This is a genomic window from Klebsiella sp. P1954 (assembly GCF_018199955.1).
GTDB classification, from domain to species: domain Bacteria; phylum Pseudomonadota; class Gammaproteobacteria; order Enterobacterales; family Enterobacteriaceae; genus Klebsiella; species Klebsiella pneumoniae.
The window spans coordinates 1,967,224-1,990,371 of sequence record NZ_CP073373.1 but is presented as its reverse complement, the minus strand read 5'-3'; the positions used below and the strand labels follow the sequence as shown (position 1 = coordinate 1,990,371).

Here is a 23,148-nt window from a genome sequence, read left to right as displayed (position 1 = left end):
TCACTTTTGCTGAAGTATCGCCTGATATCTGCTTTCGTCTTAATCCCCATCGTCATTGCGGCATTGTTTTTATTGCCGCCGATGGGCTTTGCTATCGTCACCCTGGTGGTCTGTATGCTCGCCGCCTGGGAGTGGGGACAACTGAGCGGTTTTACCTCGACGTCGCAGCGGGTTTGGCTGGCGGTGCTGTGCGGCCTTCTGCTGGCGGCGATGCTTTTTCTGCTGCCTGAATACCATTATGACGTTCATCAACCGATGGTTGAAGGGTCGCTATGGGCCTCTTTTGCCTGGTGGATCGTCGCGTTACTGCTGGTGCTCTCATACCCGGCCTCGGCGGCATTCTGGCGCCACTCTAAGGTGCTGCGCCTCATCTTCGGCATCCTGACCATCGTCCCGTTTTTCTGGGGCATGCTGGCGCTGCGCGCCTGGCACTATGCCGATAACCACTATAGCGGCGCGCTGTGGCTGCTGTACGTCATGATCCTGGTATGGGGCGCAGACTCTGGCGCCTATATGTTTGGTAAAATGTTTGGCAAGCACAAGCTGGCGCCGAAGGTCTCACCGGGTAAAACCTGGCAGGGCTTTTTTGGCGGTTTGCTGACCGCAGCGGTGATTTCCTGGGCCTACGGCGTGTGGGCCCATCTTGACGTCACGCCGACGGTGCTGCTGGTCTGTTCGGTGGTGGCGGCCCTGGCTTCGGTGCTGGGCGACCTGACGGAAAGTATGTTTAAGCGCGAGGCCGGCATTAAGGATAGCGGGCACTTGATTCCCGGACATGGTGGTATTCTCGATCGTATCGACAGCCTGACGGCGGCGGTACCGGTCTTCGCCTGTCTGCTACTGTTGGTCTTCAGGACGATTTGACGGAAGGTTATATGCTGAGCGTGCTCTGGAATCTGGCGGCTTTTATCATTGCGCTTGGCGTACTGATTACGGTGCATGAGTTTGGCCATTTTTGGGTGGCGCGCCGCTGCGGTATCCGGGTTGAGCGTTTTTCTATCGGCTTCGGCAAAGCGCTGTGGCGGCGGATGGATAAGCAGGGCACAGAGTTCGTCATCGCCCTGATCCCACTGGGCGGCTACGTCAAGATGCTGGATGAGCGTGTTGAAGCGGTGGCGCCGGAGATGCGTCACTACGCCTTCAACAATAAAACCGTCGGTCAGCGTGCGGCGGTGATTGCCGCCGGCCCCATCGCTAACTTCATTTTCGCTATCTTTGCTTACTGGCTGGTCTTTATCATCGGCGTTCCCGGCGTGCGGCCGGTGGTGGGTGAAATAACGCCCAATTCGGTTGCCGCGCAAGCACAAATTGCAAAAGGAACGGAACTTAAAGCGATAGATGGTATCGAAACGCCTGATTGGGATGCGGTGCGTCTGCAGCTGGTGGCCAAAATCGGCAACCCGCAAACAATAGTTACCGTCGCCCCTTTCGGGACCAATCAGCGCCAGGATAAAATCGTCGATCTGCGGCACTGGTCGTTTGAGCCAGACAAGCAAGATCCCGTGACCTCGCTGGGGATCCAGCCGCGCAGCGCGCAGATTGATACGGTGCTGGCTGAGGTTCAGGCGGGATCGGCAGCCCAGAAAGCGGGTTTGCAAGCGGGCGACCGGATCGTTAAAGTCGATGGTCAACCGTTAACGCAGTGGATGACGTTTGTTAATCTGGTGCGCGATAATCCGGGCAAAGCGCTGGCGCTGGAGATTGAACGGCAGGGGAGTGCGTTGCCGTTAACCCTGACGCCGGATGCGAAAACGGTGAAAGGTAAGGCGGAAGGGTTCGCAGGGGTGGTGCCAAAGGTCATCCCGCTGCCTGAAGAATACAAGACAGTACGTCAGTACGGACCGTTTGCCGCCATCGCTGAAGCCACGGATAAAACCTGGCAGCTGATGTCGCTGACGGTCAGGATGCTGGGTAAATTGATAACCGGTGATGTCAAACTGAACAACCTCAGTGGGCCGATCTCTATCGCTCAGGGGGCTGGAATGTCAGCGGAGTTTGGGTTGATTTATTATCTGATGTTCCTGGCGCTGATTAGCGTGAACCTCGGAATCATCAACCTGTTCCCTCTACCCGTACTGGATGGGGGACATCTGCTGTTTTTAGCGATTGAAAAGCTGAAGGGCGGGCCGGTATCCGAGCGAGTTCAAGACTTTAGTTATCGCATTGGCTCAATACTGCTGGTGCTGTTAATGGGGCTTGCACTTTTCAATGATTTCTCTCGGTTATAAGAGAGTTTGTTAGGAAGAACGCATAATAACGATGGCGATGAAAAAGTTGCTCATAGCGTCGCTGCTGTTTAGCAGCGCGACTGTATACGGTGCTGAAGGGTTCGTGGTGAAGGACATTCATTTCGAAGGCTTGCAGCGTGTCGCTGTTGGTGCGGCCCTCCTCAGTATGCCAGTGCGTCCTGGCGATACGGTGACCGACGATGATATCAGTAACACTATTCGCGCGCTGTTTGCCACTGGCAACTTCGAGGACGTCCGCGTCCTGCGCGATGGTGATACCCTGCTGGTGCAGGTGAAAGAGCGTCCGACGATCGCCAGCATCACCTTCTCCGGCAACAAGTCGGTGAAAGATGACATGCTCAAGCAGAACCTTGAGGCCTCAGGCGTTCGGGTGGGCGAGTCGCTTGACCGCACGACCATCGCGGATATCGAGAAGGGTCTTGAAGACTTCTACTACAGCGTCGGTAAATACAGCGCCAGCGTCAAAGCAGTCGTTACGCCGCTGCCGCGTAACCGTGTCGATTTGAAGCTGGTCTTCCAGGAAGGCGTCTCCGCAAAAATTCAACAGATCAACATCGTCGGCAACCATGCGTTTTCGACCGATGAGCTGATCTCCCACTTCCAGCTGCGCGATGAGGTGCCGTGGTGGAACGTGGTCGGCGACCGTAAATACCAGAAGCAGAAGCTAGCGGGCGACCTTGAAACCCTGCGCAGCTACTACCTGGATCGCGGCTATGCCCGTTTCAACATCGATTCTACCCAGGTCAGCCTGACGCCGGATAAGAAAGGGATCTACATCACCGTCAACATCACCGAAGGCGATCAGTACAAATTTTCCGGAGTGCAGGTGACGGGCAACCTCGCTGGCCATTCCGCGGAAATCGAAGCGCTGACTAAAGTTGAGCCAGGCGAACTGTACAACGGCGCGAAAGTGACCAAGATGGAAAACGACATCAAGAAACTGTTGGGTCGTTATGGTTACGCCTATCCGCGCGTGCAGTCGCAGCCGGAGATCAACGACAGCGATAAAACCGTTAAGCTGCACGTTAACGTCGACGCAGGCAACCGTTATTACGTGCGTAAAATTCGCTTCGAAGGCAACGACACCTCTAAAGATGCCGTACTGCGCCGCGAAATGCGCCAGATGGAAGGCGCATGGCTGGGGAGCGACCTCGTCGATCAGGGTAAAGACCGTCTCAACCGTTTAGGTTTCTTTGAAACGGTGGACACTGATACCCAGCGCGTGCCGGGCAGCCCGGACCAGGTCGACGTTGTCTACAAGGTGAAAGAGCGTAACACCGGTAGCTTCAACTTCGGTATCGGCTACGGCACCGAGAGCGGCGTCAGCTTCCAGGCGGGCGTTCAGCAGGATAACTGGTTAGGTACTGGCTATGCTGTCGGGATCAACGGTACCAAAAACGACTACCAGACCTATACCGAGCTGTCGGTGACCAACCCGTACTTCACCGTAGACGGTGTAAGCCTCGGCGGTCGTGTCTTCTATAATGACTTTGATGCGAACGATGCGGATCTGTCTGACTATACCAACAAAAGCTATGGTACAGACATTACGCTGGGCTTCCCGGTCAATGAATACAACACGCTGCGCGCCGGCGTCGGTTATGTGCATAACTCCCTGTCCAATATGCAGCCGCAGGTGGCAATGTGGCGTTACCTTAACTCGATGGGCCAGTATCCGGACAACACCAACGACCGGAACTCGTTCAGTGCGAATGACTTCACCTTCAACTACGGTTGGACCTATAACAAGCTTGACCGCGGCTTCTTCCCAACGGAAGGTTCGCGCGTCAACCTGAACGGTAAGGTGACCATTCCGGGCTCAGACAACGAGTACTACAAAGCGACGCTGGATACCGCGACCTACGTGCCGATCGACAACGATCATCAGTGGGTAGTACTGGGTCGTACGCGCTTTGGTTATGGCGATGGTATCGGCGGCAAAGAGATGCCGTTCTATGAGAACTTCTATGCCGGTGGTTCCAGCACCGTGCGTGGCTTCCAGTCGAACACCATTGGTCCGAAGGCGGTGTACTTCCCGGCAAGCAGTCGTCATGATGATGACGATAGTTACGATAATGAATGTAAGAGCACCGAATCAGCACCGTGTAAATCCGATGATGCGGTGGGCGGTAACGCGATGGCGGTGGCCAGCCTTGAGCTGATTACCCCGACGCCGTTTATTAGTGACAAATATGCGAACTCGGTCCGTACTTCCGTCTTCTGGGATATGGGTACCGTATGGGATACTCACTGGGATTCGAGCGCGTACGCTGGTTATCCGGATTACAGCGATCCGAGCAACATCCGTATGTCTGCGGGTATTGCCGTACAGTGGATGTCGCCGTTGGGGCCGTTGGTCTTCTCCTACGCCCAACCGTTCAAAAAGTACGATGGAGACAAAGCCGAACAGTTCCAGTTTAACATTGGTAAAACCTGGTAATTGTTGGCGGCAACGGAATGCAAGTGCAGTATAGCGCTGACTGTAGGCGATAACGCGTTTATCGCCTCGCCACGCAAATAACGGTACCCCTGGGTACTCATGGGATGGTAAGGAGTTTATTGTGAAAAAGTGGTTATTAGCTGCAGGTCTGGGTTTGGCAATGGTAACTTCCGCTCAGGCGGCAGATAAAATTGCCCTGGTGAACATGAACAGCCTGTTCCAACAGGTTGCCCAGAAAACTGGCGTTTCCAACACGCTGGAAAACGAGTTCAAAGGCCGCGCTAGCGAACTGCAGCGTATGGAAGGCGACCTGCAATCCAAAATGCAGCGTCTGCAGTCCATGAAGCCGGGCGCCGAACGTACCAAACTGGAAAAAGACGTGATGGCTCAGCGCCAGACCTTCTCCCAGAAAGCGCAGGCGTTTGAACAGGATCGCGCACGTCGTTCCAACGAAGAGCGTGGCAAACTGGTTACCCGTATCCAGACTGCCGTACAGAGCGTAGCGAAAGATCAGAGCATCGATCTGGTGGTTGACGCGAATGCCGTTGCATATAACAGCAGCGATGTAAAAGACATCACCGCTGATGTGCTGAAACAGGTTAAATAAGTAATGCCTTCAATTCGACTGGCTGATCTCGCGCAGCAGTTGGATGCAGAATTACACGGTGATGGCGATATCGTCATCACCGGCGTTGCGTCCATGCAGAGCGCGAAAACGGGCCAAATCACTTTCATGGTCAACCCTAAGTACCGTGAGCACCTGGCCGCTTGCCAGGCTTCTGCCGTTGTGATGACGCAGGATGATTTACCTTTTGCCCATAGCGCCGCGCTGGTAGTGCGTAACCCCTACCTGACCTACGCGCGCATGGCTCAAATTCTTGATACCACGCCGCAGCCGGCTCAGGATATCGCGCCGAGCGCGGTCATCGATCCGTCGGCGAAGCTGGGTAGCAACGTTGCCATCGGCGCCAACGCGGTTATCGAATCCGGCGTAGTGCTGGGCGATAACGTAGTTATCGGCGCAGGCTGCTTCGTTGGGAAAAATACGAAAATAGGCGCCGGCTCGCGTTTGTGGGCTAATGTGACCGTTTACCATGAGATTGAGATCGGCGAGAATTGCCTGATTCAGTCCAGCACGGTGATTGGCGCGGATGGCTTCGGCTACGCTAACGATCGCGGTAACTGGGTAAAGATCCCGCAGTTGGGTCGCGTCATTATTGGCGATCGCGTGGAGATTGGCGCCTGCACCACGATTGACCGTGGTGCGCTGGACGATACCGTGATTGGCAACGGGGTTATCATTGATAACCAGTGCCAGATTGCGCATAACGTGGTGATTGGCGACAATACCGCGGTCGCTGGCGGCGTTATCATGGCGGGCAGCCTGAAAATTGGCCGCTACTGCATGATTGGCGGCGCCAGCGTGATTAACGGCCATATGGAAATCTGCGATAAGGTCACCGTCACGGGGATGGGGATGGTGATGCGTCCTATCAGCGAACCTGGCGTATATTCCTCCGGTATTCCGCTGCAGCCGAACAAGGCGTGGCGTAAAACCGCTGCGCTGGTGATGAATATTGACGAGATGAGCAAGCGCCTGAAAGCGATTGAGCGCAAGGTTAATCAACAAGACTAATTCATCATTTGGTCACATGACATTTCCGGCCTGTTGCATTCGCTAAAAGATTGCCGCAGGCCGTGTTATTATTGCCTTTTAGTACATTTAGACAGGAAGAGTATTTTGACTACTGACACTCATACTCTGCACATTGAAGAGATTCTGGAACTTCTGCCTCACCGTTACCCGTTCCTGCTGGTAGACCGCGTGCTGGATTTTGAAGAAGGTCGTTTTCTGCGCGCAGTAAAAAATGTTTCTGTAAACGAGCCGTTTTTCCAGGGGCACTTCCCTGGTAAGCCGATTTTGCCGGGCGTCCTGATTCTGGAAGCAATGGCGCAAGCCACCGGGATTCTGGCGTTCAAAAGCGTCGGAAAACTGGAACCAGGCGAGCTGTACTACTTCGCGGGTATCGATGAAGCACGCTTCAAACGCCCGGTAGTACCAGGCGATCAGATGATTATGGAAGTCACTTTCGAGAAAACCCGCCGCGGCCTGACCCGTTTCAAAGGCGTTGCGCTGGTTGACGGTAAAGTGGTTTGCGAAGCGACGATGATGTGTGCGCGTAGCCGGGAGGCCTGATACGTGATTGATAAAACCGCTTTTGTTCATCCTACCGCCATTGTAGAAGAAGGCGCCGTGATTGGCGCTAACGTCCACATTGGTCCGTTTTGTATTGTTGGCGCTAACGTCGAAATCGGCGAAGGCACCGTGCTGAAGTCTCACGTTGTCGTTAACGGCCACACCAAAATCGGCCGTGACAATGAGATCTATCAGTTCGCTTCCATCGGCGAAGTTAACCAGGATCTGAAATATGCTGGCGAACCGACCCGGGTGGAAATTGGCGATCGCAACCGCATTCGCGAAAGCGTCACCATTCATCGCGGCACAGTACAGGGCGGTGGATTAACAAAGGTGGGCAACGATAACCTGCTGATGATCAACGCCCACGTGGCGCACGATTGTACGCTTGGCGATCGCTGCATTCTGGCCAATAACGCGACGCTCGCGGGCCATGTTTCGCTGGATGATTATGTCATTATCGGCGGCATGACGGCGGTGCATCAGTTCTGCGTCATTGGCTCACACGTTATGGTTGGCGGCTGCTCCGGCGTGGCGCAGGACGTTCCGCCGTTCGTAATTGCCCAGGGCAACCATGCGACGCCGTTCGGCGTTAACATCGAAGGACTGAAACGCCGCGGCTTCAGCCGGGAAGCAATCACCGCGATCCGCAACGCGTATAAACTGCTGTACCGCAGCGGCAAAACGCTGGAAGAAGCCAAGCCGGAAATCGCCGAACTGGCTGCTCAGCATCCTGAGGTTCAGCCGTTTGTCGATTTCTTCGCTCGTTCTACCCGCGGCTTGATTCGTTAATGGCTGAACAGCGTCCCCTGACGATTGCCCTGGTCGCCGGAGAAACCTCCGGCGATATTCTAGGCGCTGGTCTCATCCGCGCGCTTAAAGCACGCATCCCGAATGCGCGCTTTGTCGGCGTGGCGGGGCCGCTAATGCAGGCGGAAGGGTGCGAAGCCTGGTATGAAATGGAAGAGCTGGCGGTGATGGGCATTGTTGAAGTGCTCGGTCGCCTGCGTCGCTTACTCCATATTCGCGCCGATTTGACCCGCCGCTTCGGCGAGCTGCGTCCCGATGTCTTCGTCGGCATCGACGCCCCTGACTTTAATATCACCCTCGAAGGAAATCTGAAAAAGCAGGGCATCAAAACCATTCACTACGTCAGCCCGTCGGTCTGGGCCTGGCGACAAAAACGCGTTTTCAAAATCGGCAGATCCACCGATCTGGTGCTAGCCTTTCTGCCTTTCGAAAAAGCGTTTTATGACAAATTTAACGTCCCCTGCCGCTTTATTGGCCATACCATGGCGGATGCGATGCCGCTGGATCCTGACAAAGGCGCTGCGCGCGACCGGTTAGGGATCCCGCACAGCGTGCGCTGCCTCGCTCTGCTACCCGGCAGCCGCGGCGCGGAAGTCGAAATGCTTAGCGCCGACTTCCTGAAAACCGCGCAGCTTCTGCGCGCCACCTATCCCGATCTGCAGGTGGTGGTGCCGCTGGTTAATGCTAAACGGCGGGAGCAGTTTGAGCGTATTAAAGCTGAGACGGCGCCGGGTATGATCGTGCATATGCTGGACGGTCAGGCGCGCGATGCGATGATCGCCAGCGACGCCGCGCTGCTGGCCTCCGGGACGGCAGCGCTGGAGTGTATGCTGGCGAAATGCCCGATGGTGGTTGGCTACCGGATGAAGCCGTTCACCTTCTGGCTGGCGAAGCGGTTGGTAAAAACCGACTACGTCTCGTTACCGAACCTGCTGGCCGGTCGCGAACTGGTTAAAGAGCTGCTGCAGGATGAGTGCGAGCCCCAGGCGCTGGCAGCCGCTCTGCAGCCGCTGCTGGCCGATGGCAAAACCAGCCATGAGATGCATGAGACGTTCCGCGCCCTGCATCAGCAGATCCGCTGCAACGCCGATGAGCAGGCGGCGGACGCCGTACTGGAGTTAGCAAAACAATGATGGAGTTCGTCTATCCGCATACCCATCTGGTTGCCGGCGTCGATGAGGTCGGGCGTGGCCCCCTGGTTGGCGCGGTGGTGACCGCGGCGGTGATCCTCGATCCGGCGAAGCCGATTGTGGGTCTGAATGATTCCAAAAAACTCAGCGAGAAGCGTCGTCTGGCGCTGTTCGATGAGATTAAAGAGAAAGCGCTGTGCTGGAGCCTGGGGCGCGCCGAGCCGCACGAAATCGACGAGCTGAATATTCTGCATGCCACTATGCTGGCGATGCAGCGCGCCGTCGCCGGCCTGAGCATTGTTCCTGAGTTTGTCCTGATCGATGGCAACCGCTGTCCGTCGCTACCGATGCCCTCCCAGGCGGTGGTGAAAGGCGACAGCCGGGTGGCAGAAATCAGCGCAGCGTCTATTCTGGCAAAAGTCACTCGTGACGCCGAAATGGCCACGCTGGACCTCGCATTTCCCCACTACGGATTTGCCCAGCATAAAGGCTATCCCACCGCTGTTCACCTGCAGAAGCTGCAGGAACACGGCGCAACAGAGCATCACCGGCGCAGTTTTGGCCCGGTGAAGCGTGCCCTGGGCCTGGCGTCCAACTAAGTCACCGGGATCTAAAGATGGCTGAACCACGTTTCGTACACCTGCGGGTGCACAGCGACTATTCCATGATCGATGGGCTGGCAAAGACCGGGCCGCTGGTGAAGAAGGCGGCCTCGCTTGGCATGCCAGCGCTGGCGATCACCGATTTCACCAACCTCTGCGGACTGGTGAAGTTCTACGGGACGGGACACGGCGCGGGGATTAAGCCGATCGTCGGCGCCGACTTTCACGTGCAGTGCGACCTGCTCGGCGACGAATTTACCGAGCTGACCGTGCTGGCGGCGAACAACACCGGCTACCAGAACCTGACCCTGTTGATTTCCCGCGCCTATCAGCGCGGCTACGGCGCCCTGGGGCCGTGGATCGATCGCGACTGGCTGGTGGAACATCAGGAAGGGCTGATTCTGCTCTCCGGCGGCCGGAAAGGTGACGTCGGCGTCAGCCTGATCCGCGGCAATATGCCGCTGGTTGAACAGTGCGTCGCCTTCTACGAAGAGCATTTCCCGGACCGCTATTTTCTGGAGCTGATCCGTACCGGTCGACAGGATGAAGAGGCCTATCTCCACGCCGCCGTGGCGCTGGCGGAAGCGCGCGGCCTGCCGGTGGTGGCGACCAACGATGTCCGCTTTCTCGACACCAGCGATTTCGACGCCCATGAAATCCGCGTCGCGATCCACGACGGCTTTACGCTCGACGACCCGAAACGGCCGCGCAACTACTCGCCGCAGCAATATATGCGCAGCGAGGAAGAGATGTGCGAGCTGTTCGCCGATATTCCGGAAGCGCTGGCGAACAGCGTTGAAATTGCCAAGCGCTGCAACGTCACCGTGCGGCTTGGCGAATATTTCCTGCCGCAGTTCCCGACCGGCGATATGACCACGGAAGATTTCCTGGTCATGAAATCGAAAGAGGGTCTGGAAGAGCGGCTGGAATTCCTCTTCCCGGATCCTGCCGTCCGTGCTGAAAAGCGCCCGGAGTATGACCAGCGTCTGGATATTGAGCTCCAGGTTATCAACCAGATGGGGTTCCCGGGCTACTTCCTGATTGTGATGGAGTTTATCCAGTGGTCGAAGGATAACGGCGTGCCGGTTGGCCCGGGACGCGGTTCCGGCGCCGGTTCGCTGGTGGCCTACGCGCTGAAGATCACCGATCTTGACCCGCTGGAATTCGACCTGCTGTTCGAACGTTTCCTTAACCCGGAGCGTGTCTCGATGCCCGACTTCGACGTTGACTTCTGCATGGAGAAACGCGACCAGGTTATTGAGCACGTGGCGGATATGTACGGCCGCGACGCGGTATCGCAGATCATCACCTTCGGTACCATGGCGGCGAAAGCGGTCATCCGCGATGTCGGTCGCGTGCTGGGTCACCCGTACGGATTTGTCGATCGTATCTCCAAGCTGGTGCCGCCCGATCCGGGCATGACGCTGGCGAAAGCCTTTGAGGCCGAGCCGCAGCTGCCGGAGATCTACGAGGCGGACGAGGAAGTGAAAGCGCTGATCGACATGGCGCGTAAGCTGGAAGGGGTGACGCGAAACGCCGGTAAACATGCCGGTGGGGTAGTTATCGCTCCAACCAAAATCACCGATTTCGCGCCACTGTATTGCGATGAGCAGGGGCTGCATCCGGTTACCCAGTTTGATAAGAACGACGTGGAATACGCCGGGCTGGTGAAATTCGACTTCCTCGGTCTGCGTACGCTCACTATCATTAACTGGGCGCTGGAGATGATCAACAAGCGCCGTGAGAAGAACGGCGAAGGGCCGCTGGATATCGCCGCCATCCCGCTGGATGACAAGAAAAGCTTCGACATGCTGCAGCGCTCGGAAACCACCGCGGTCTTCCAGCTTGAATCGCGCGGCATGAAAGATCTGATTAAACGCCTGCAGCCGGACTGCTTCGAAGATATGATCGCGCTGGTGGCTCTGTTCCGCCCGGGCCCGCTGCAGTCGGGGATGGTAGATAACTTTATCGACCGTAAGCATGGCCGCGAGGAGATCTCTTATCCGGACGTGCAGTGGCAGCATGAAAGCCTGAAACCGGTGCTGGAGCCAACCTACGGCATCATCCTGTATCAGGAACAGGTCATGCAGATTGCCCAGGTGCTGTCCGGATATACCCTCGGCGGCGCGGACATGCTGCGTCGTGCGATGGGTAAGAAAAAGCCGGAGGAGATGGCCAAGCAGCGTTCTATCTTTGAGGATGGGGCGAAGAAAAACGGCATTGACGGCGAACTGGCGATGAAAATCTTCGACCTGGTGGAGAAATTCGCCGGTTACGGATTTAACAAATCGCACTCCGCCGCCTACGCGTTGGTCTCCTACCAGACGCTGTGGCTTAAGGCGCACTACCCGGCCGAGTTTATGGCGGCGGTGATGACCGCGGATATGGACAACACCGAGAAAGTGGTTGGCCTGGTGGATGAGTGCTGGCGAATGGGGCTAAAAATCCTGCCCCCGGATATTAACTCCGGCCTGTACCATTTCCACGTCAACGACGATGGCGAGATCGTCTACGGCATTGGCGCCATCAAGGGCGTCGGCGAAGGACCGATCGAAGCGATTATTGAGGCGCGCAACAATGGCGGCTATTTCCGCGAGCTGTTCGACCTCTGCGCGCGAACCGATATTAAAAAGCTCAACCGTCGGGTGCTGGAAAAGCTGATTATGTCCGGGGCGTTCGATCGTCTCGGCCCACATCGCGCGGCGCTGATGAATTCGCTGGGCGATGCGTTGAAAGCCGCTGACCAGCACGCGAAAGCCGAGGCCATCGGCCAGGCTGATATGTTCGGCGTGCTGGCGGAAGAGCCCGAGCAAATTGAGCAATCCTACGCCAGCTGCCAGCCATGGCCTGAGCAGGTGGTGCTGGATGGTGAAAGGGAGACCCTGGGGCTATACCTCACCGGACACCCGATTAACCAGTATCTGAAGGAGATTGAGCGCTACGTCGGCGGCGTGAGGCTCAAAGACATGCATCCGACCGAACGTGGGAAAGTCACCACGGCGGCGGGGCTGGTGATTGCGGCGCGGGTAATGGTCACCAAGCGCGGCAATCGTATCGGCATCTGTACCCTGGATGACCGTTCCGGGCGGCTGGAAGTGATGTTATTCACCGACGCGCTGGATAAATATCAGCAGTTGCTGGAAAAAGACCGCATACTTATCGTCAGCGGACAGGTCAGCTTTGATGACTTTAGCGGGGGGCTTAAAATGACCGCCCGTGAAGTCATGGACATTGACGAAGCCCGGGAAAAATATGCTCGCGGGCTTGCTATCTCGCTGACGGACAGGCAAATTGATGACCAGCTTTTAAACCGACTCCGTCAGTCTCTGGAACCCCACCGTTCGGGAACCATTCCAGTGCACCTCTACTATCAGAGGGCGGATGCACGCGCGCGGTTGCGTTTCGGCGCAACATGGCGCGTCTCTCCGAGCGATCGTTTACTTAACGATCTGCGGGGCCTTATCGGCTCGGAGCAGGTGGAACTGGAGTTTGACTAATACAGGAATACTATGAGTCTGAATTTCCTAGATTTTGAACAGCCGATTGCAGAGCTGGAAGCGAAAATCGATTCCCTGACTGCGGTAAGCCGTCAGGATGAGAAACTGGATATTAACATCGACGAAGAAGTGCATCGTCTGCGTGAGAAAAGCGTAGAGCTGACGCGCAAAATCTTCGCCGATCTCGGTGCATGGCAGGTTGCGCAACTGGCGCGCCACCCGCGCCGTCCTTACACCCTGGATTATGTCCGCCTGGCGTTCGACGAATTTGACGAACTGGCCGGTGACCGCGCCTTCGCTGACGATAAAGCGATTGTCGGCGGTATCGCGCGTCTTGACGGTCGTCCGGTGATGATCATCGGCCACCAGAAAGGTCGTGAAACCAAAGAGAAAATTCGCCGCAACTTTGGGATGCCGGCGCCGGAAGGCTACCGCAAAGCGCTACGCCTGATGGAGATGGCTGAGCGGTTTAAAATGCCGATCATCACCTTTATCGACACCCCGGGCGCCTACCCGGGCGTCGGCGCGGAAGAGCGTGGCCAGTCGGAAGCGATCGCCCGCAACCTGCGTGAGATGTCGCGTCTGAGCGTGCCGGTTATCTGCACCGTAATCGGTGAAGGCGGCTCCGGCGGCGCGCTGGCGATCGGCGTGGGCGACAAGGTCAACATGCTCCAGTACAGCACCTATTCGGTCATTTCGCCGGAAGGCTGCGCCTCCATTCTGTGGAAGAGCGCGGATAAAGCGCCGCTGGCTGCGGAAGCAATGGGCATTATCGCCCCGCGTCTGAAAGAGCTGAAGCTGATCGATTCTATCGTTCCGGAACCGCTGGGCGGCGCTCACCGCAACCCGGAAGCGATGGCGGCAAGCCTGAAGGCGCAGCTGCTGGCAGACCTGGCCGACCTCGATCTGCTCAGCGAAGAAGAGCTGCTGAACCGCCGTTATCAGCGTCTGATGAGCTACGGTTACGCTTAACTTTTTCGTCAGGACTTAACACTAAGGGCCGGATTTTCCGGCCCTTTTTTTATGTGCGATGCGCCCGGGGGATTGCTATGATGCTTGACTTAGGTGAATACCAGGAGGAAAGCGTGAATATCATCGCCATCATGGGGCCTCACGGCGTCTACCACAAAGACGAGCCGATCAAAGAACTGGAAGCGGCGCTGCAGCGCCAGGGCTTCCAGACCATCTGGCCGCAAAACAGCGCCGACCTGCTGCAGTTTATCGAGCACAACCCGCGCATCTGCGGGGTGATCTTCGACTGGGATGAATACAGCGTCGATCTGTGCAGCGATATCAATCAGCTCAATGAATACCTTCCTCTGTACGCCTTTATTAACGCCCACTCGACGATGGATGTCAGCAGTCAGGATTTGCGCATGACGCTGTGGTTCTTCGAATATGCGCTGGGACTCTCCGAAGAGATCGCCACCCGCATTGGGCAGTACACCCGCGAGTACTTGGAGAATATCACTCCGCCGTTTACCCGCGCGCTGTTCAACTATGTCCAGGAGGGAAAATATACCTTCTGTACGCCGGGCCATATGGGCGGCAGCGCCTATCAGAAAAGCCCGGTGGGCTGCCTGTTCTATGATTTTTTTGGCGGGAATACGCTGAAGGCGGATGTCTCGATTTCGGTCACCGAGCTGGGCTCCCTGCTGGATCATACCGGCCCGCACCTGGAGGCGGAGGAGTATATCGCGCGCGCCTTTGGCGCCGAGCAAAGCTATATGGTGACCAACGGCACCTCGACGTCCAATAAAATTGTCGGCATGTACTCGGCGCCCGCCGGCAGCACCCTGCTGATTGACCGTAACTGTCACAAATCGCTGGCCCACCTGCTGATGATGAGCGATGTGGTTCCCCTGTGGCTGAAGCCGACCCGCAACGCGCTGGGGATCCTCGGCGGTATCCCCCGGCGCGAATTTACCCGCGACAGCATTCAGCAGAAAGTGCGCGACACGGGCGGGGCGCAGTGGCCCGTGCATGCGGTGATCACCAACTCCACCTACGATGGTCTGCTCTATAACACCACCTGGCTTAAGGAGACGCTCGATGTCCCGTCGATCCATTTCGATTCCGCCTGGGTGCCCTATACCCATTTCCATCCGATATATCAGGGGAAAAGCGGTATGAGCGGGGAGCGGATCCCCGGGAAAGTCATCTTCGAGACGCAGTCGACGCATAAGATGCTGGCCGCGCTGTCGCAGGCCTCGCTGATCCACATTAAAGGCAACTATGATGAAGAGACCTTTAACGAAGCCTTTATGATGCATACCTCTACGTCGCCGAGCTACCCCATCGTCGCGTCGATTGAGACCGCGGCGGCGATGCTGCGCGGCAACTCCGGTAAACGTCTGATCCAGCGCTCCATTGAGCGGGCGCTGGACTTCCGCAAAGAGGTGCAGCGACTGCGCGAGGAGTCGGACGGCTGGTTCTTTGATATCTGGCAGCCGGATGCCGTGGATAAAGCCGAGTGCTGGCCGGTAGCGCCGGGCGAGGACTGGCACGGTTTCAAAGATGCCGATGCGGATCATATGTATCTCGATCCGGTGAAGGTCACCATTCTGACGCCGGGCATGGACGAGCAGGGGAATATGGATGAAGAGGGGATCCCGGCGGCGCTGGTGGCGAAGTTCCTCGACGAGCGGGGCGTGGTGGTAGAGAAAACAGGCCCCTACAATCTGCTGTTCCTGTTCAGTATCGGCATCGATAAAACCCGGGCGATGGGGCTGCTGCGCGGCCTGACCGAGTTTAAACGCGCCTACGATCTCAATCTGCGGGTGAAAAATATGCTGCCGGATCTGTACGCCGAAGATCCCGACTTCTACCGCAACATGCGGATCCAGGATCTGGCGCAGGGGATCCACCGCTTGATCCGTCAGCATCAGCTGCCGCAGCTGATGCTCAGCGCCTTTGACGTCCTGCCGGAAATGAAAATGACGCCGCATCACGCCTGGCAGCGCCAGATCAAGGGGGAGGTGGAAACTATTGAACTGGAGAACCTGGTGGGGCGGATTTCGGCCAACATGATCCTCCCTTATCCGCCGGGGGTTCCGCTGCTGATGCCGGGAGAGATGATCACCGAGGAAAGCCGGGCGGTGCTCGATTTTCTGCTGATGCTTTGCTCTATCGGCCGTCATTACCCGGGCTTTGAGACCGATATTCACGGCGCCAAGCGCGATGAGGACGGTGTGTATCGGGTACGAGTCTTAAAAAATGACGAAAGGCTTGCGCGTTAACGGCGCGCACGAGTAACGTGGCTGGCTTAACAGAAGGAGTTTAACCATGCTGGGTTTGAAACGGGTTCACCATATTGCCATCATTGCGACCGACTACGCCCGCAGTAAAGCGTTCTATTGCGATATTCTGGGGTTTACGCTGCAAAGTGAGTTTTATCGCGCCGAGCGCGATTCCTGGAAAGGCGATCTGGCGCTCAACGGCGAGTATGTAATTGAGTTGTTCTCGTTCCCGTTTCCGCCAGCCCGCCCCAGTCGTCCGGAAGCCTGCGGGCTGCGTCATCTGGCCTTTAGCGTGGATGATATCGACGCCGCGGTAGCCCATCTCACCGCGCATGGCGTGGAGTGCGAAGCGATTCGTGTCGATCCCTTTACCGGTAAACGCTTTACCTTCTTTAGCGATCCGGACGACCTGCCGCTGGAAATATATCAGCAGTAAATCTTGCCAGCGCGGCCCTGGCCCGGTAACGTGCCGGGCCATCACTTCTCGGTATGTTCGTGGATATGACGGCTGATATTGCGCATACGCTTCATCCCCATCGCCAGCTGCTGGTGGCCTTCAGCGGCGGTCTGGACTCGACGGTTCTTCTGCATCAGCTGGTGCTGCTGCGGGAACAGGATCCCTCGCTGACGCTGCGGGCGGTGCATGTTCACCACGGCCTTAGCGCCCACGCAGACGACTGGGTGGCGCATTGTCGGCAGATTTGCCAGCAGTGGCAGGTGCCGCTGGTGGTGCATCACGTGACGTTAGCCCGGGGAGGGCTGGGCGTCGAGGCCCACGCTCGTGCGGCGCGCTATCAGGCCTTTCAGGATACGCTCAATGCCGGCGAGGTGTTAGTGACCGCCCAGCACCAGGACGATCAGTGCGAAACCCTGCTGCTGGCGTTAAAACGCGGCAGCGGTCCTACCGGCCTGTCGGCGATGGCGCCATCCTCTGCCTTTGCCGGCAGTCGACTGCTGCGTCCTCTCCTCAATGAAACCCGCGAATCACTACGCCAGTGGGCGCTCGCCCATCAGCTGTCGTGGATCGAAGATGAGAGTAATCAGGATGATACCTATGACCGCAATTTCCTGCGCCTGCGGGTGATCCCGGTGCTGCGCGAGCGTTGGCCGCACTTTAGCGAGGCCGTCGCCCGCAGCGCCAGCCTGTGCGCCGAGCAGGAACAACTGCTGGACGAGATGTTGGCGGCGGAGCTGGCGTCGCTGGTGGCCGAAGATGGCTCGCTGGCTATCGCGCCGCTGGCGACGATGAGTCCGCCGCGCCGAGCGGCGCTGCTGCGTCGCTGGCTCGCCGGGCAGCAGGCGCCGATGCCCGCCCGCGAGGTGCCTGAGCGCCTCTGGCACGAGGTGGCGCTGGCGCGGGAAGATGCCAGCCCCTGTCTGCGGCTGGGGGAATTTACCGTCCGCCGTTTTCAACAGCGTTTGTACTGGGTGAAGTATCTTCCCGGTCAGACGGACAGCGTTCAGCGCTGGCCCGACTGGCGCCAGCCGCTGCGGCTGGCGGACGGTCTCGGCGAGCTGACGCTGCAGCCCGGCGGCAGGCTGCGCCCGCCGTCGGCGGATGAGCCGGTCACCGTCCGCTTTCGCGCCAGCGGCCACCTGCATATTGTCGGGCGCCATGGCGGACGCAAGCTTAAGAAGCTCTGGCAGGAGCTGGGCGTTGCTCCGTGGCGACGAGACACCACGCCGCTGCTGTTTTACGGCGAAACGCCGATTGCCGCAGCGGACGATCTGTTTGTGACCACAGAAGGTGAAGTGAAGGACGGGGAAGGGGTCAGGCTGATGTGGAGGAAAACGGGCGATTAAGCCCGTTTTTGATTCAGGATTCGCTCACCACCACGGTGCCGATTTCCGGGTGACTGAAGCTGGCGATTTTATCCAGGCGCAGCTCGCGGACGTTGCCGGCGAGTTCGACCACCAGATACTCGATATTTTTTCGCGAGATAAGATCGCTGGCCTTTGCCTGCAGCTGTTCGCCATCCTTCAGCGCCAGCGTCAGCACCAGGTGATGCTGGCAGGCCAGCTCCAGGTTGTCGTAATCATCGCAGTTAATGGGTTGATAAGTATCATTCATTGACATAATCGCTCACCAGTAAGTTTGCTGCCGCATAAGCGGCCTTTTCCCTGACTGACTCCGAAAGGGCCTCATCCGCCGCAATCTCATTCAATACTTTCAACACGCAACCCAGCGCATCCGGGATATACCCTAAGTCTCCGCTGGCTATTTCCGCATACCGCTTGCGTATTAACTCACAATAGTGGTCCACATGCCCTCCTGTCAGCGTTCTGACTCAACCGTGGGATGCAAGTTTAAGCCTACGAAGATAAACTCTGTTTAGCAAGGGAACTATATCATAGTCATTTAAGCAATTTCAGCAGGATGAAACAGGTTGCTGCGATTGACGACAGCCTTTTGCCGCCAGTTTCGCTACAATGTACGCCATTCTTTTCAGGAGTTTATTCATGGCGCTGAAAGCGACAATATATAAAGCTGCGGTAAATGTAGCCGATCTGGATCGCAACCAGTTTCTGGATGCTAACCTGACGCTGGCTCAGCATCCGTCAGAAACCCAGGAGCGCATGATGCTGCGCCTGCTGGCATGGATCAAATATGCCGATGAACGGCTACAGTTTACCCGCGGTCTGTCGTCGGATGACGAGCCGGAGCTGTGGCTGCTTAACGATCATCTCGGGGTCGATCTGTGGATCGAACTGGGTCTGCCGGATGAGCGGCGGATTAAGAAAGCCTGCTCACGGGCGCAGGCGGTGGCGCTGTTTGCTTATAATAGCCGGGCAGCTGAAATCTGGTGGCAGCAGAATCAGAGCAAGCTTGCGGCGTACCCGAAGCTGACCATCTGGTATCTTGATGATGCGCAACTGGCACTGCTTAGCGCCTTTGCCGACCGTACCATGACGCTGCAGGCCACTCTGCAGGAGGGCAGTATCTGGTTATCCGACGCTCGGAATAATCTGGAAATTCAGCTTACCGCCTGGCAAGCGTCGGCATGATTACTATTAGCCGCAGCGTAGCCCTCGCCGACGACGAGATCGTCTTGTCAGGCATTCGCGCCCAGGGAGCAGGGGGGCAGCATGTGAACAAAGCGTCGACGGCGATCCATCTGCGCTTTGATATTAAAGCTTCAAGCCTGCCGGAGTTTTACAAAGAGCGCCTGCTCGCCGCCAGCCACCACTTAATTTCTGCTGACGGTGTGGTTATCATTAAGGCTCAGGAATACCGCAGCCAGGAGATGAACCGTGAAGCGGCGATCGCCCGGCTGGTGGCCCTTATTAAAGAATTAACCGCAGTGCAAAAAAGTCGCCGGGAGACGCGACCGACTCGGGCATCGAAAGAGCGACGCCTTGCTTCCAAGGCACAGAAGTCCTCAGTCAAGGCGCTGCGTGGGAAAGTTCGCCAGTGAAGGCGTCGGCGAACGGGTGAAATGGATGATAAGGAAAGCAAAGTGAAGAAAATCGTATTCTCCGTGATAGCGGCCTGTTCGCTGTTCGCGCTGTTTGGTTGTAACCATCGCGCCGAGACTGACACGGTCCAGCCAGCGGCGATGGAAGAGCTCAAGCCGATGCAGCAAAGCTGGCGAGGCGTGCTGCCTTGCGCGGATTGCGAAGGTATCGACACCTCGCTGTTCCTGGAAAAAGACGGGACCTGGGTGATGAATGAGCACTACCAGGGCGCCCGTCGTGAGCCGTCATCCTTTGCCTCGTACGGCACCTGGGCACGTACCGCGGATAAGCTGGTGCTGACCAACAGCAAGGGCGAGAAATCTTACTTTCGCGCGAAAGGCGACAAGCTGGAGATGCTCGACCGCAACGGAAGCCCCATTCAGTCTCCTCTCAACTATACCCTGGAGCCAGTGAAGGCCAGCCTGCCGACGACGCCGATGGCGATGCGCGGCATGTATTTCTATATGGCCGATGCGGCAACCTTTACCGATTGTGCGACCGGTAAACGCGTCGCGGTGGCGAACAATGCCCAGCTTGAACGGGATTATGCCGCCGCGCGCGGGACCGATACTCGCCCGGTACTGCTGGTGGTAGAAGGGCACTTTACTCTCGAAGCGAACCCGGATACCGGCGAGATGATGAAAACGCTGATGACGGATCAAGCCGGCAAATTTATTCCCGGTAAAGACTGCAGCCATTGATTGTCAGGCCCCTGTCCGGGTAACGGGCAGGGGATGATCCCGCGCAGTACCACCTACTTCCTCCTGTTATTAGCCCTGTCACATCAAGAGTGAGCGTGGATCTGGCTGGTGGAAAAGCGTCAATCGTTTCTTTACTCCGCACCGTCCTTCGGTTTGTTCAGCCCCACCAGCTTACCGGCCTGAAGATAAACTCCCAGTTTCAAATGCCCGACATACTGGAGCTGCGTTTCGGGTTTAAACGTGGCGACGTCTCCTTCCCGCATGTGCAGCAGATCGGAAGGACTGATCCACGCCGTCTGCGCGAGCGTCAGCGGATGCCCGGCTCGGACAAAGGCCTCGCTGACAAACTCCGAGCAAAACCACGCTTTCTTGTCGCCGCTTGCCGCATCGCCCAGCTGCGCTTTGGCCAGGCCGCTGACGCACTGCTGGCGAAAGTCTCGTGAGAAGGGGTTGAGCGAGCAGAGCGGTTTGGTGACCATATAAGGGATAAACTGAATAATGCCGCGATAGTTATACCCGCTGTCTTTGACCTGCCAGGCAAAACTTTTCATCGCCGTCGCCTGGTCCGGCGTCAGGTCAGGCACCCTGAGAGCAAAGAGTTTATCGCTGTGCGCCAGCGCCTGCTGAAGGCTAATCACTTGTACGCCGGCGCCGGTGGCTTCCGCAACCTGACCTTCGCCAACATACAGCGCGACGTGGCTTACGGAAGAGGCGCTGAAGGCGCGGATCCCAAGCGATGTGACGCCCAGGCTGGAGGAGAACAGCAGGTCGCCGGAGCGCAGGTCGCTTTCGGCGATTTCGCGCAGTCCGCTGCCGGCAATCGAGCTTTGACGCTGGAGGGTAACAGCCCAGGATGATGAATGGTCATCGGCAGCAGATGTGGAAGGCGAGCTGCGGCCGACGTCCAGGGTACAGGCGGTAAGCAGGAGCAGGGCAAAAGTAAGCAGTCCGCTGCGGAGGAGATGTGCAGTCATTGGTACTGTCCTTGTAAAAAAAAAGGCCCTGACATCCGTTCAGGGCCCTGAGGTGGGTGTTAGCCTTTTATCGCTTTAACCAGATATTCCACAATATCTCCGGTCTTAATCAGCTGCTTCTCACCGTTGCGACGATACTTGTATTCGATATCATCGTTGTCGAGGTTACGATCGCCCAGCACGATGGTGTGCGGGATACCGATCAGCTCCATATCGGCGAACATCACGCCCGGACGCTCTTTACGATCGTCCATCAGCACTTCAATACCCTGGGCGCTCAGCTCGGCGTACAGTTTCTCCGCCAGCTCCTGCACACGGTAAGACTTGTGCATGTTCATCGGCAGGATCGCCACCTGGAACGGCGCAATCGCATCCGGCCAGACGATACCGCGATCGTCAAAGTTCTGCTCAATCGCCGCCGCTACCACGCGAGTCACCCCGATACCATAGCAGCCCATGGTCAGGATCTGGTTACGCCCATCTTCGCCCTGGACCGCGGCTTTCATCGCCTCGGAGTACTTCGTCCCCAGCTGGAAGATATGACCCACTTCGATACCGCGCTTAATAAGCAGGGTACCTTTACCGTCCGGGCTCGGGTCGCCGGCGACGACGTTACGGATGTCGGCCACTTCCGGCGTCGCGACATCGCGGTCCCAGTTGATGCCGAAGTAGTGTTTGCCATCGATATTGGCGCCAGCGGCGAAATCGCTCATCACCGCTACAGTACGGTCGATAATCACCGGAACCGGCATGTTCACCGGGCCCAGGGAGCCCGGACCGGCGTTCACCAGGGCGCGGATCTCTTCTTCGGTGGCGAAGGTCAGCGGGCTGGCGACCTGCGGCAGTTTTTCCGCTTTCACTTCGTTCAGCTCGTGATCGCCGCGCACCAGCAGGGCAACCAGCGGGGAAGCGCTATCTTCAACCGCTTTCACCAGCAGAGTTTTCACGGTTTTTTCGATCGGCAGGTTGAACTGCTCCACCAGCTCGGCGATGGTTTTGGCGTTCGGCGTATCGACCAGGGTCATCTCCTGGGTGGCGGCTGCGCGCGGCTCTTTCGGCGCAACGGCTTCCGCAAACTCGATGTTTGCCGCGTAGTCGGAGCTGTCGGAGAAGATCACATCGTCTTCGCCGCTCTGCGCCAGCACCTGGAATTCATGAGAGGCGCTGCCGCCGATAGAACCGGTGTCAGCCTGTACCGCGCGGAAATCCAGCCCCATACGGCTGAAGATTTTGCTGTAAGCGGCATACATCGCGTCGTAGGTTTCCTGCAGCGATTCCTGCGAAGTATGGAAAGAGTAGGCATCTTTCATCAGGAATTCACGGGAGCGCATCACCCCGAAACGCGGGCGTACTTCGTCGCGGAATTTGGTCTGGATCTGATAGAAGTTCAGCGGCAGCTGTTTATAGGAGTTCAGCTCGTTACGGATCAGATCGGTAATGACCTCTTCGTGGGTTGGGCCGAGGACGAACGGACGATCGCCGCGATCGGCAATGCGCAACAGTTCCGGGCCGTACTGCTCCCAGCGCCCGCTCTCCTGCCACAGTTCAGATGGCTGAACGACCGGCATTAACACCTCGATCGCACCGGCGTTGTTCATTTCTTCACGCACGATGTTTTCGACTTTTTTCAGGACGCGCACGCCGGTCGGCAGCCAGGTGTATAACCCGGAGGCCAGCTTGCGGATCATCCCGGCGCGCAGCATCAGCTGATGGCTGATTACCTCGGCGTCGGCAGGTGTCTCCTTCAGAGTGGAGAGCAGATATTGGCTAGTACGCATGTTGTAACGGTTCCAGTTAAACGAGCGGAACAGGCTGGTTGCCCAGCCTGAAACAAAAAAAGTGGTTTAGTTTAC

Annotated in this window: 21 protein-coding genes; 17 read left to right on the top strand and 4 right to left on the bottom strand. The window is 57.4% G+C overall.

From position 1 onward, the window contains the following. Positions 1-6: 6 nt before the first annotated feature. The 14 genes from cdsA (at position 7) to tilS (ending at position 17,967) form a co-directional block, all read left to right on the top strand. Positions 7-864 carry a phosphatidate cytidylyltransferase gene (cdsA, locus tag KB890_RS09695; RefSeq protein WP_002889318.1) on the top strand — a complete coding sequence of 286 codons (858 nt, stop codon included), beginning with the start codon at positions 7-9 and terminating at the stop codon, positions 862-864. A gap of 11 nt (positions 865-875) precedes the next feature. Next, a complete protein-coding gene (gene rseP / locus KB890_RS09690) occupies positions 876-2,228 on the top strand; it encodes a sigma E protease regulator RseP (protein ID WP_004177358.1) in 1,353 nt (450 codons plus the stop codon). 31 nt (positions 2,229-2,259) lie between these two features. Further along, positions 2,260-4,689 carry an outer membrane protein assembly factor BamA gene (gene bamA / locus KB890_RS09685; RefSeq protein ID WP_004145860.1) on the top strand — a complete coding sequence of 810 codons (2,430 nt, stop codon included), beginning with the start codon at positions 2,260-2,262 and terminating at the stop codon, positions 4,687-4,689. 121 nt (positions 4,690-4,810) lie between these two features. Next, positions 4,811-5,296 (top strand): molecular chaperone Skp, encoded by a 486-nt coding sequence (gene skp / locus KB890_RS09680; protein ID WP_004178645.1) that lies wholly within the window; start codon positions 4,811-4,813, stop codon positions 5,294-5,296. Between the two features lie 3 nt (positions 5,297-5,299). Beyond that, positions 5,300-6,325, top strand: coding sequence for a UDP-3-O-(3-hydroxymyristoyl)glucosamine N-acyltransferase (gene lpxD / locus KB890_RS09675; protein WP_002889327.1), 1,026 nt, complete (start codon positions 5,300-5,302; stop codon positions 6,323-6,325). A gap of 105 nt (positions 6,326-6,430) precedes the next feature. Then, complete coding sequence (fabZ, locus tag KB890_RS09670; RefSeq protein WP_004145858.1) at positions 6,431-6,886, top strand: 3-hydroxyacyl-ACP dehydratase FabZ; 456 nt, start codon at positions 6,431-6,433, stop codon at positions 6,884-6,886. 3 nt (positions 6,887-6,889) lie between these two features. Further along, positions 6,890-7,678 carry an acyl-ACP--UDP-N-acetylglucosamine O-acyltransferase gene (lpxA, locus tag KB890_RS09665; protein WP_004178647.1) on the top strand — a complete coding sequence of 263 codons (789 nt, stop codon included), beginning with the start codon at positions 6,890-6,892 and terminating at the stop codon, positions 7,676-7,678. Next, positions 7,678-8,829 (top strand): lipid-A-disaccharide synthase, encoded by a 1,152-nt coding sequence (gene lpxB / locus KB890_RS09660; RefSeq protein WP_004178649.1) that lies wholly within the window; start codon positions 7,678-7,680, stop codon positions 8,827-8,829. Before lpxA ends, lpxB begins: the two co-directional genes overlap by 1 nt. Further along, a complete protein-coding gene (rnhB, locus tag KB890_RS09655; protein WP_002889376.1) occupies positions 8,826-9,425 on the top strand; it encodes a ribonuclease HII in 600 nt (199 codons plus the stop codon). Before lpxB ends, rnhB begins: the two co-directional genes overlap by 4 nt. Positions 9,426-9,442: 17 nt before the next feature. Beyond that, a complete protein-coding gene (gene dnaE / locus KB890_RS09650) occupies positions 9,443-12,925 on the top strand; it encodes a DNA polymerase III subunit alpha (protein ID WP_004177353.1) in 3,483 nt (1,160 codons plus the stop codon). 12 nt (positions 12,926-12,937) lie between these two features. Next, the gene (gene accA / locus KB890_RS09645; protein ID WP_004145855.1) at positions 12,938-13,897 is read left to right on the top strand and encodes an acetyl-CoA carboxylase carboxyl transferase subunit alpha; all 960 of its coding nucleotides are present in this window, start codon (positions 12,938-12,940) and stop codon (positions 13,895-13,897) included. 113 nt (positions 13,898-14,010) lie between these two features. Continuing rightward, positions 14,011-16,164 carry a lysine decarboxylase LdcC gene (locus KB890_RS09640; protein ID WP_004194933.1) on the top strand — a complete coding sequence of 718 codons (2,154 nt, stop codon included), beginning with the start codon at positions 14,011-14,013 and terminating at the stop codon, positions 16,162-16,164. A gap of 46 nt (positions 16,165-16,210) precedes the next feature. Next, complete coding sequence (locus tag KB890_RS09635; RefSeq protein WP_002889387.1) at positions 16,211-16,600, top strand: VOC family protein; 390 nt, start codon at positions 16,211-16,213, stop codon at positions 16,598-16,600. Positions 16,601-16,653: 53 nt separating this feature from the next. Beyond that, positions 16,654-17,967, top strand: coding sequence for a tRNA lysidine(34) synthetase TilS (gene tilS, locus KB890_RS09630; protein ID WP_004178654.1), 1,314 nt, complete (start codon positions 16,654-16,656; stop codon positions 17,965-17,967). 13 nt (positions 17,968-17,980) lie between these two features. On the opposite strand, the gene rof is transcribed toward tilS, so the two are convergent. Next, the gene (rof, locus tag KB890_RS09625; RefSeq protein WP_002889424.1) at positions 17,981-18,241 is read right to left on the bottom strand and encodes a Rho-binding antiterminator; all 261 of its coding nucleotides are present in this window, start codon (positions 18,239-18,241) and stop codon (positions 17,981-17,983) included. Then, positions 18,228-18,428, bottom strand: coding sequence for a YaeP family protein (locus KB890_RS09620; protein WP_002889429.1), 201 nt, complete (start codon positions 18,426-18,428; stop codon positions 18,228-18,230). Before KB890_RS09620 ends, rof begins: the two co-directional genes overlap by 14 nt. 196 nt (positions 18,429-18,624) lie before the next feature. On the opposite strand from KB890_RS09620, the gene KB890_RS09615 reads away from it, so the two are divergent. The 3 genes from KB890_RS09615 to nlpE are packed head-to-tail and all read left to right on the top strand — an operon-like array spanning position 18,625 to position 20,321. Further along, positions 18,625-19,170 (top strand): YaeQ family protein, encoded by a 546-nt coding sequence (locus KB890_RS09615; RefSeq protein ID WP_002889431.1) that lies wholly within the window; start codon positions 18,625-18,627, stop codon positions 19,168-19,170. After that, positions 19,167-19,580, top strand: coding sequence for an alternative ribosome rescue aminoacyl-tRNA hydrolase ArfB (gene arfB, locus KB890_RS09610; RefSeq protein ID WP_002889433.1), 414 nt, complete (start codon positions 19,167-19,169; stop codon positions 19,578-19,580). The genes KB890_RS09615 and arfB overlap by 4 nt, the downstream gene beginning before the upstream one ends. Positions 19,581-19,622: 42 nt before the next feature. Then, positions 19,623-20,321 (top strand): envelope stress response activation lipoprotein NlpE, encoded by a 699-nt coding sequence (nlpE, locus tag KB890_RS09605; protein WP_002889435.1) that lies wholly within the window; start codon positions 19,623-19,625, stop codon positions 20,319-20,321. Positions 20,322-20,452: 131 nt separating this feature from the next. Here nlpE and KB890_RS09600 read toward each other — a convergent pair whose 3' ends face one another. Then, on the bottom strand, positions 20,453-21,295 hold the full coding sequence (locus KB890_RS09600; RefSeq protein ID WP_020324043.1) for a YaeF family permuted papain-like enzyme: 843 nt from the start codon (positions 21,293-21,295) through the stop codon (positions 20,453-20,455). A gap of 59 nt (positions 21,296-21,354) precedes the next feature. Then, positions 21,355-23,073, bottom strand: a complete 1,719-nt coding sequence (gene proS / locus KB890_RS09595) for a proline--tRNA ligase (RefSeq protein ID WP_004151928.1) — start codon at positions 23,071-23,073, stop codon at positions 21,355-21,357. Positions 23,074-23,148 lie beyond the last annotated feature (75 nt).

Excerpts from the sequence above, each read along its gene's own strand:
- KB890_RS09635 (WP_002889387.1), top strand. The coding sequence starts at position 16,211 with ATGCTGGGTTTGAAACGGGTTCACCATATTGCCATCATTGCGACCGAC.
- rof (WP_002889424.1), bottom strand. The coding sequence starts at position 18,241 with ATGTCAATGAATGATACTTATCAACCCATTAACTGCGATGATTACGAC.
- KB890_RS09600 (WP_020324043.1), bottom strand. The coding sequence starts at position 21,295 with ATGACTGCACATCTCCTCCGCAGCGGACTGCTTACTTTTGCCCTGCTC.
- dnaE (WP_004177353.1), top strand. The coding sequence starts at position 9,443 with ATGGCTGAACCACGTTTCGTACACCTGCGGGTGCACAGCGACTATTCC.
- rnhB (WP_002889376.1), top strand. The coding sequence starts at position 8,826 with ATGATGGAGTTCGTCTATCCGCATACCCATCTGGTTGCCGGCGTCGAT.
- lpxD (WP_002889327.1), top strand. The coding sequence starts at position 5,300 with ATGCCTTCAATTCGACTGGCTGATCTCGCGCAGCAGTTGGATGCAGAA.
- proS (WP_004151928.1), bottom strand. The coding sequence starts at position 23,073 with ATGCGTACTAGCCAATATCTGCTCTCCACTCTGAAGGAGACACCTGCC.
- tilS (WP_004178654.1), top strand. The coding sequence starts at position 16,654 with ATGTTCGTGGATATGACGGCTGATATTGCGCATACGCTTCATCCCCAT.
- lpxB (WP_004178649.1), top strand. The coding sequence starts at position 7,678 with ATGGCTGAACAGCGTCCCCTGACGATTGCCCTGGTCGCCGGAGAAACC.
- bamA (WP_004145860.1), top strand. The coding sequence starts at position 2,260 with ATGGCGATGAAAAAGTTGCTCATAGCGTCGCTGCTGTTTAGCAGCGCG.
- KB890_RS09615 (WP_002889431.1), top strand. The coding sequence starts at position 18,625 with ATGGCGCTGAAAGCGACAATATATAAAGCTGCGGTAAATGTAGCCGAT.
- arfB (WP_002889433.1), top strand. The coding sequence starts at position 19,167 with ATGATTACTATTAGCCGCAGCGTAGCCCTCGCCGACGACGAGATCGTC.
- rseP (WP_004177358.1), top strand. The coding sequence starts at position 876 with ATGCTGAGCGTGCTCTGGAATCTGGCGGCTTTTATCATTGCGCTTGGC.
- accA (WP_004145855.1), top strand. The coding sequence starts at position 12,938 with ATGAGTCTGAATTTCCTAGATTTTGAACAGCCGATTGCAGAGCTGGAA.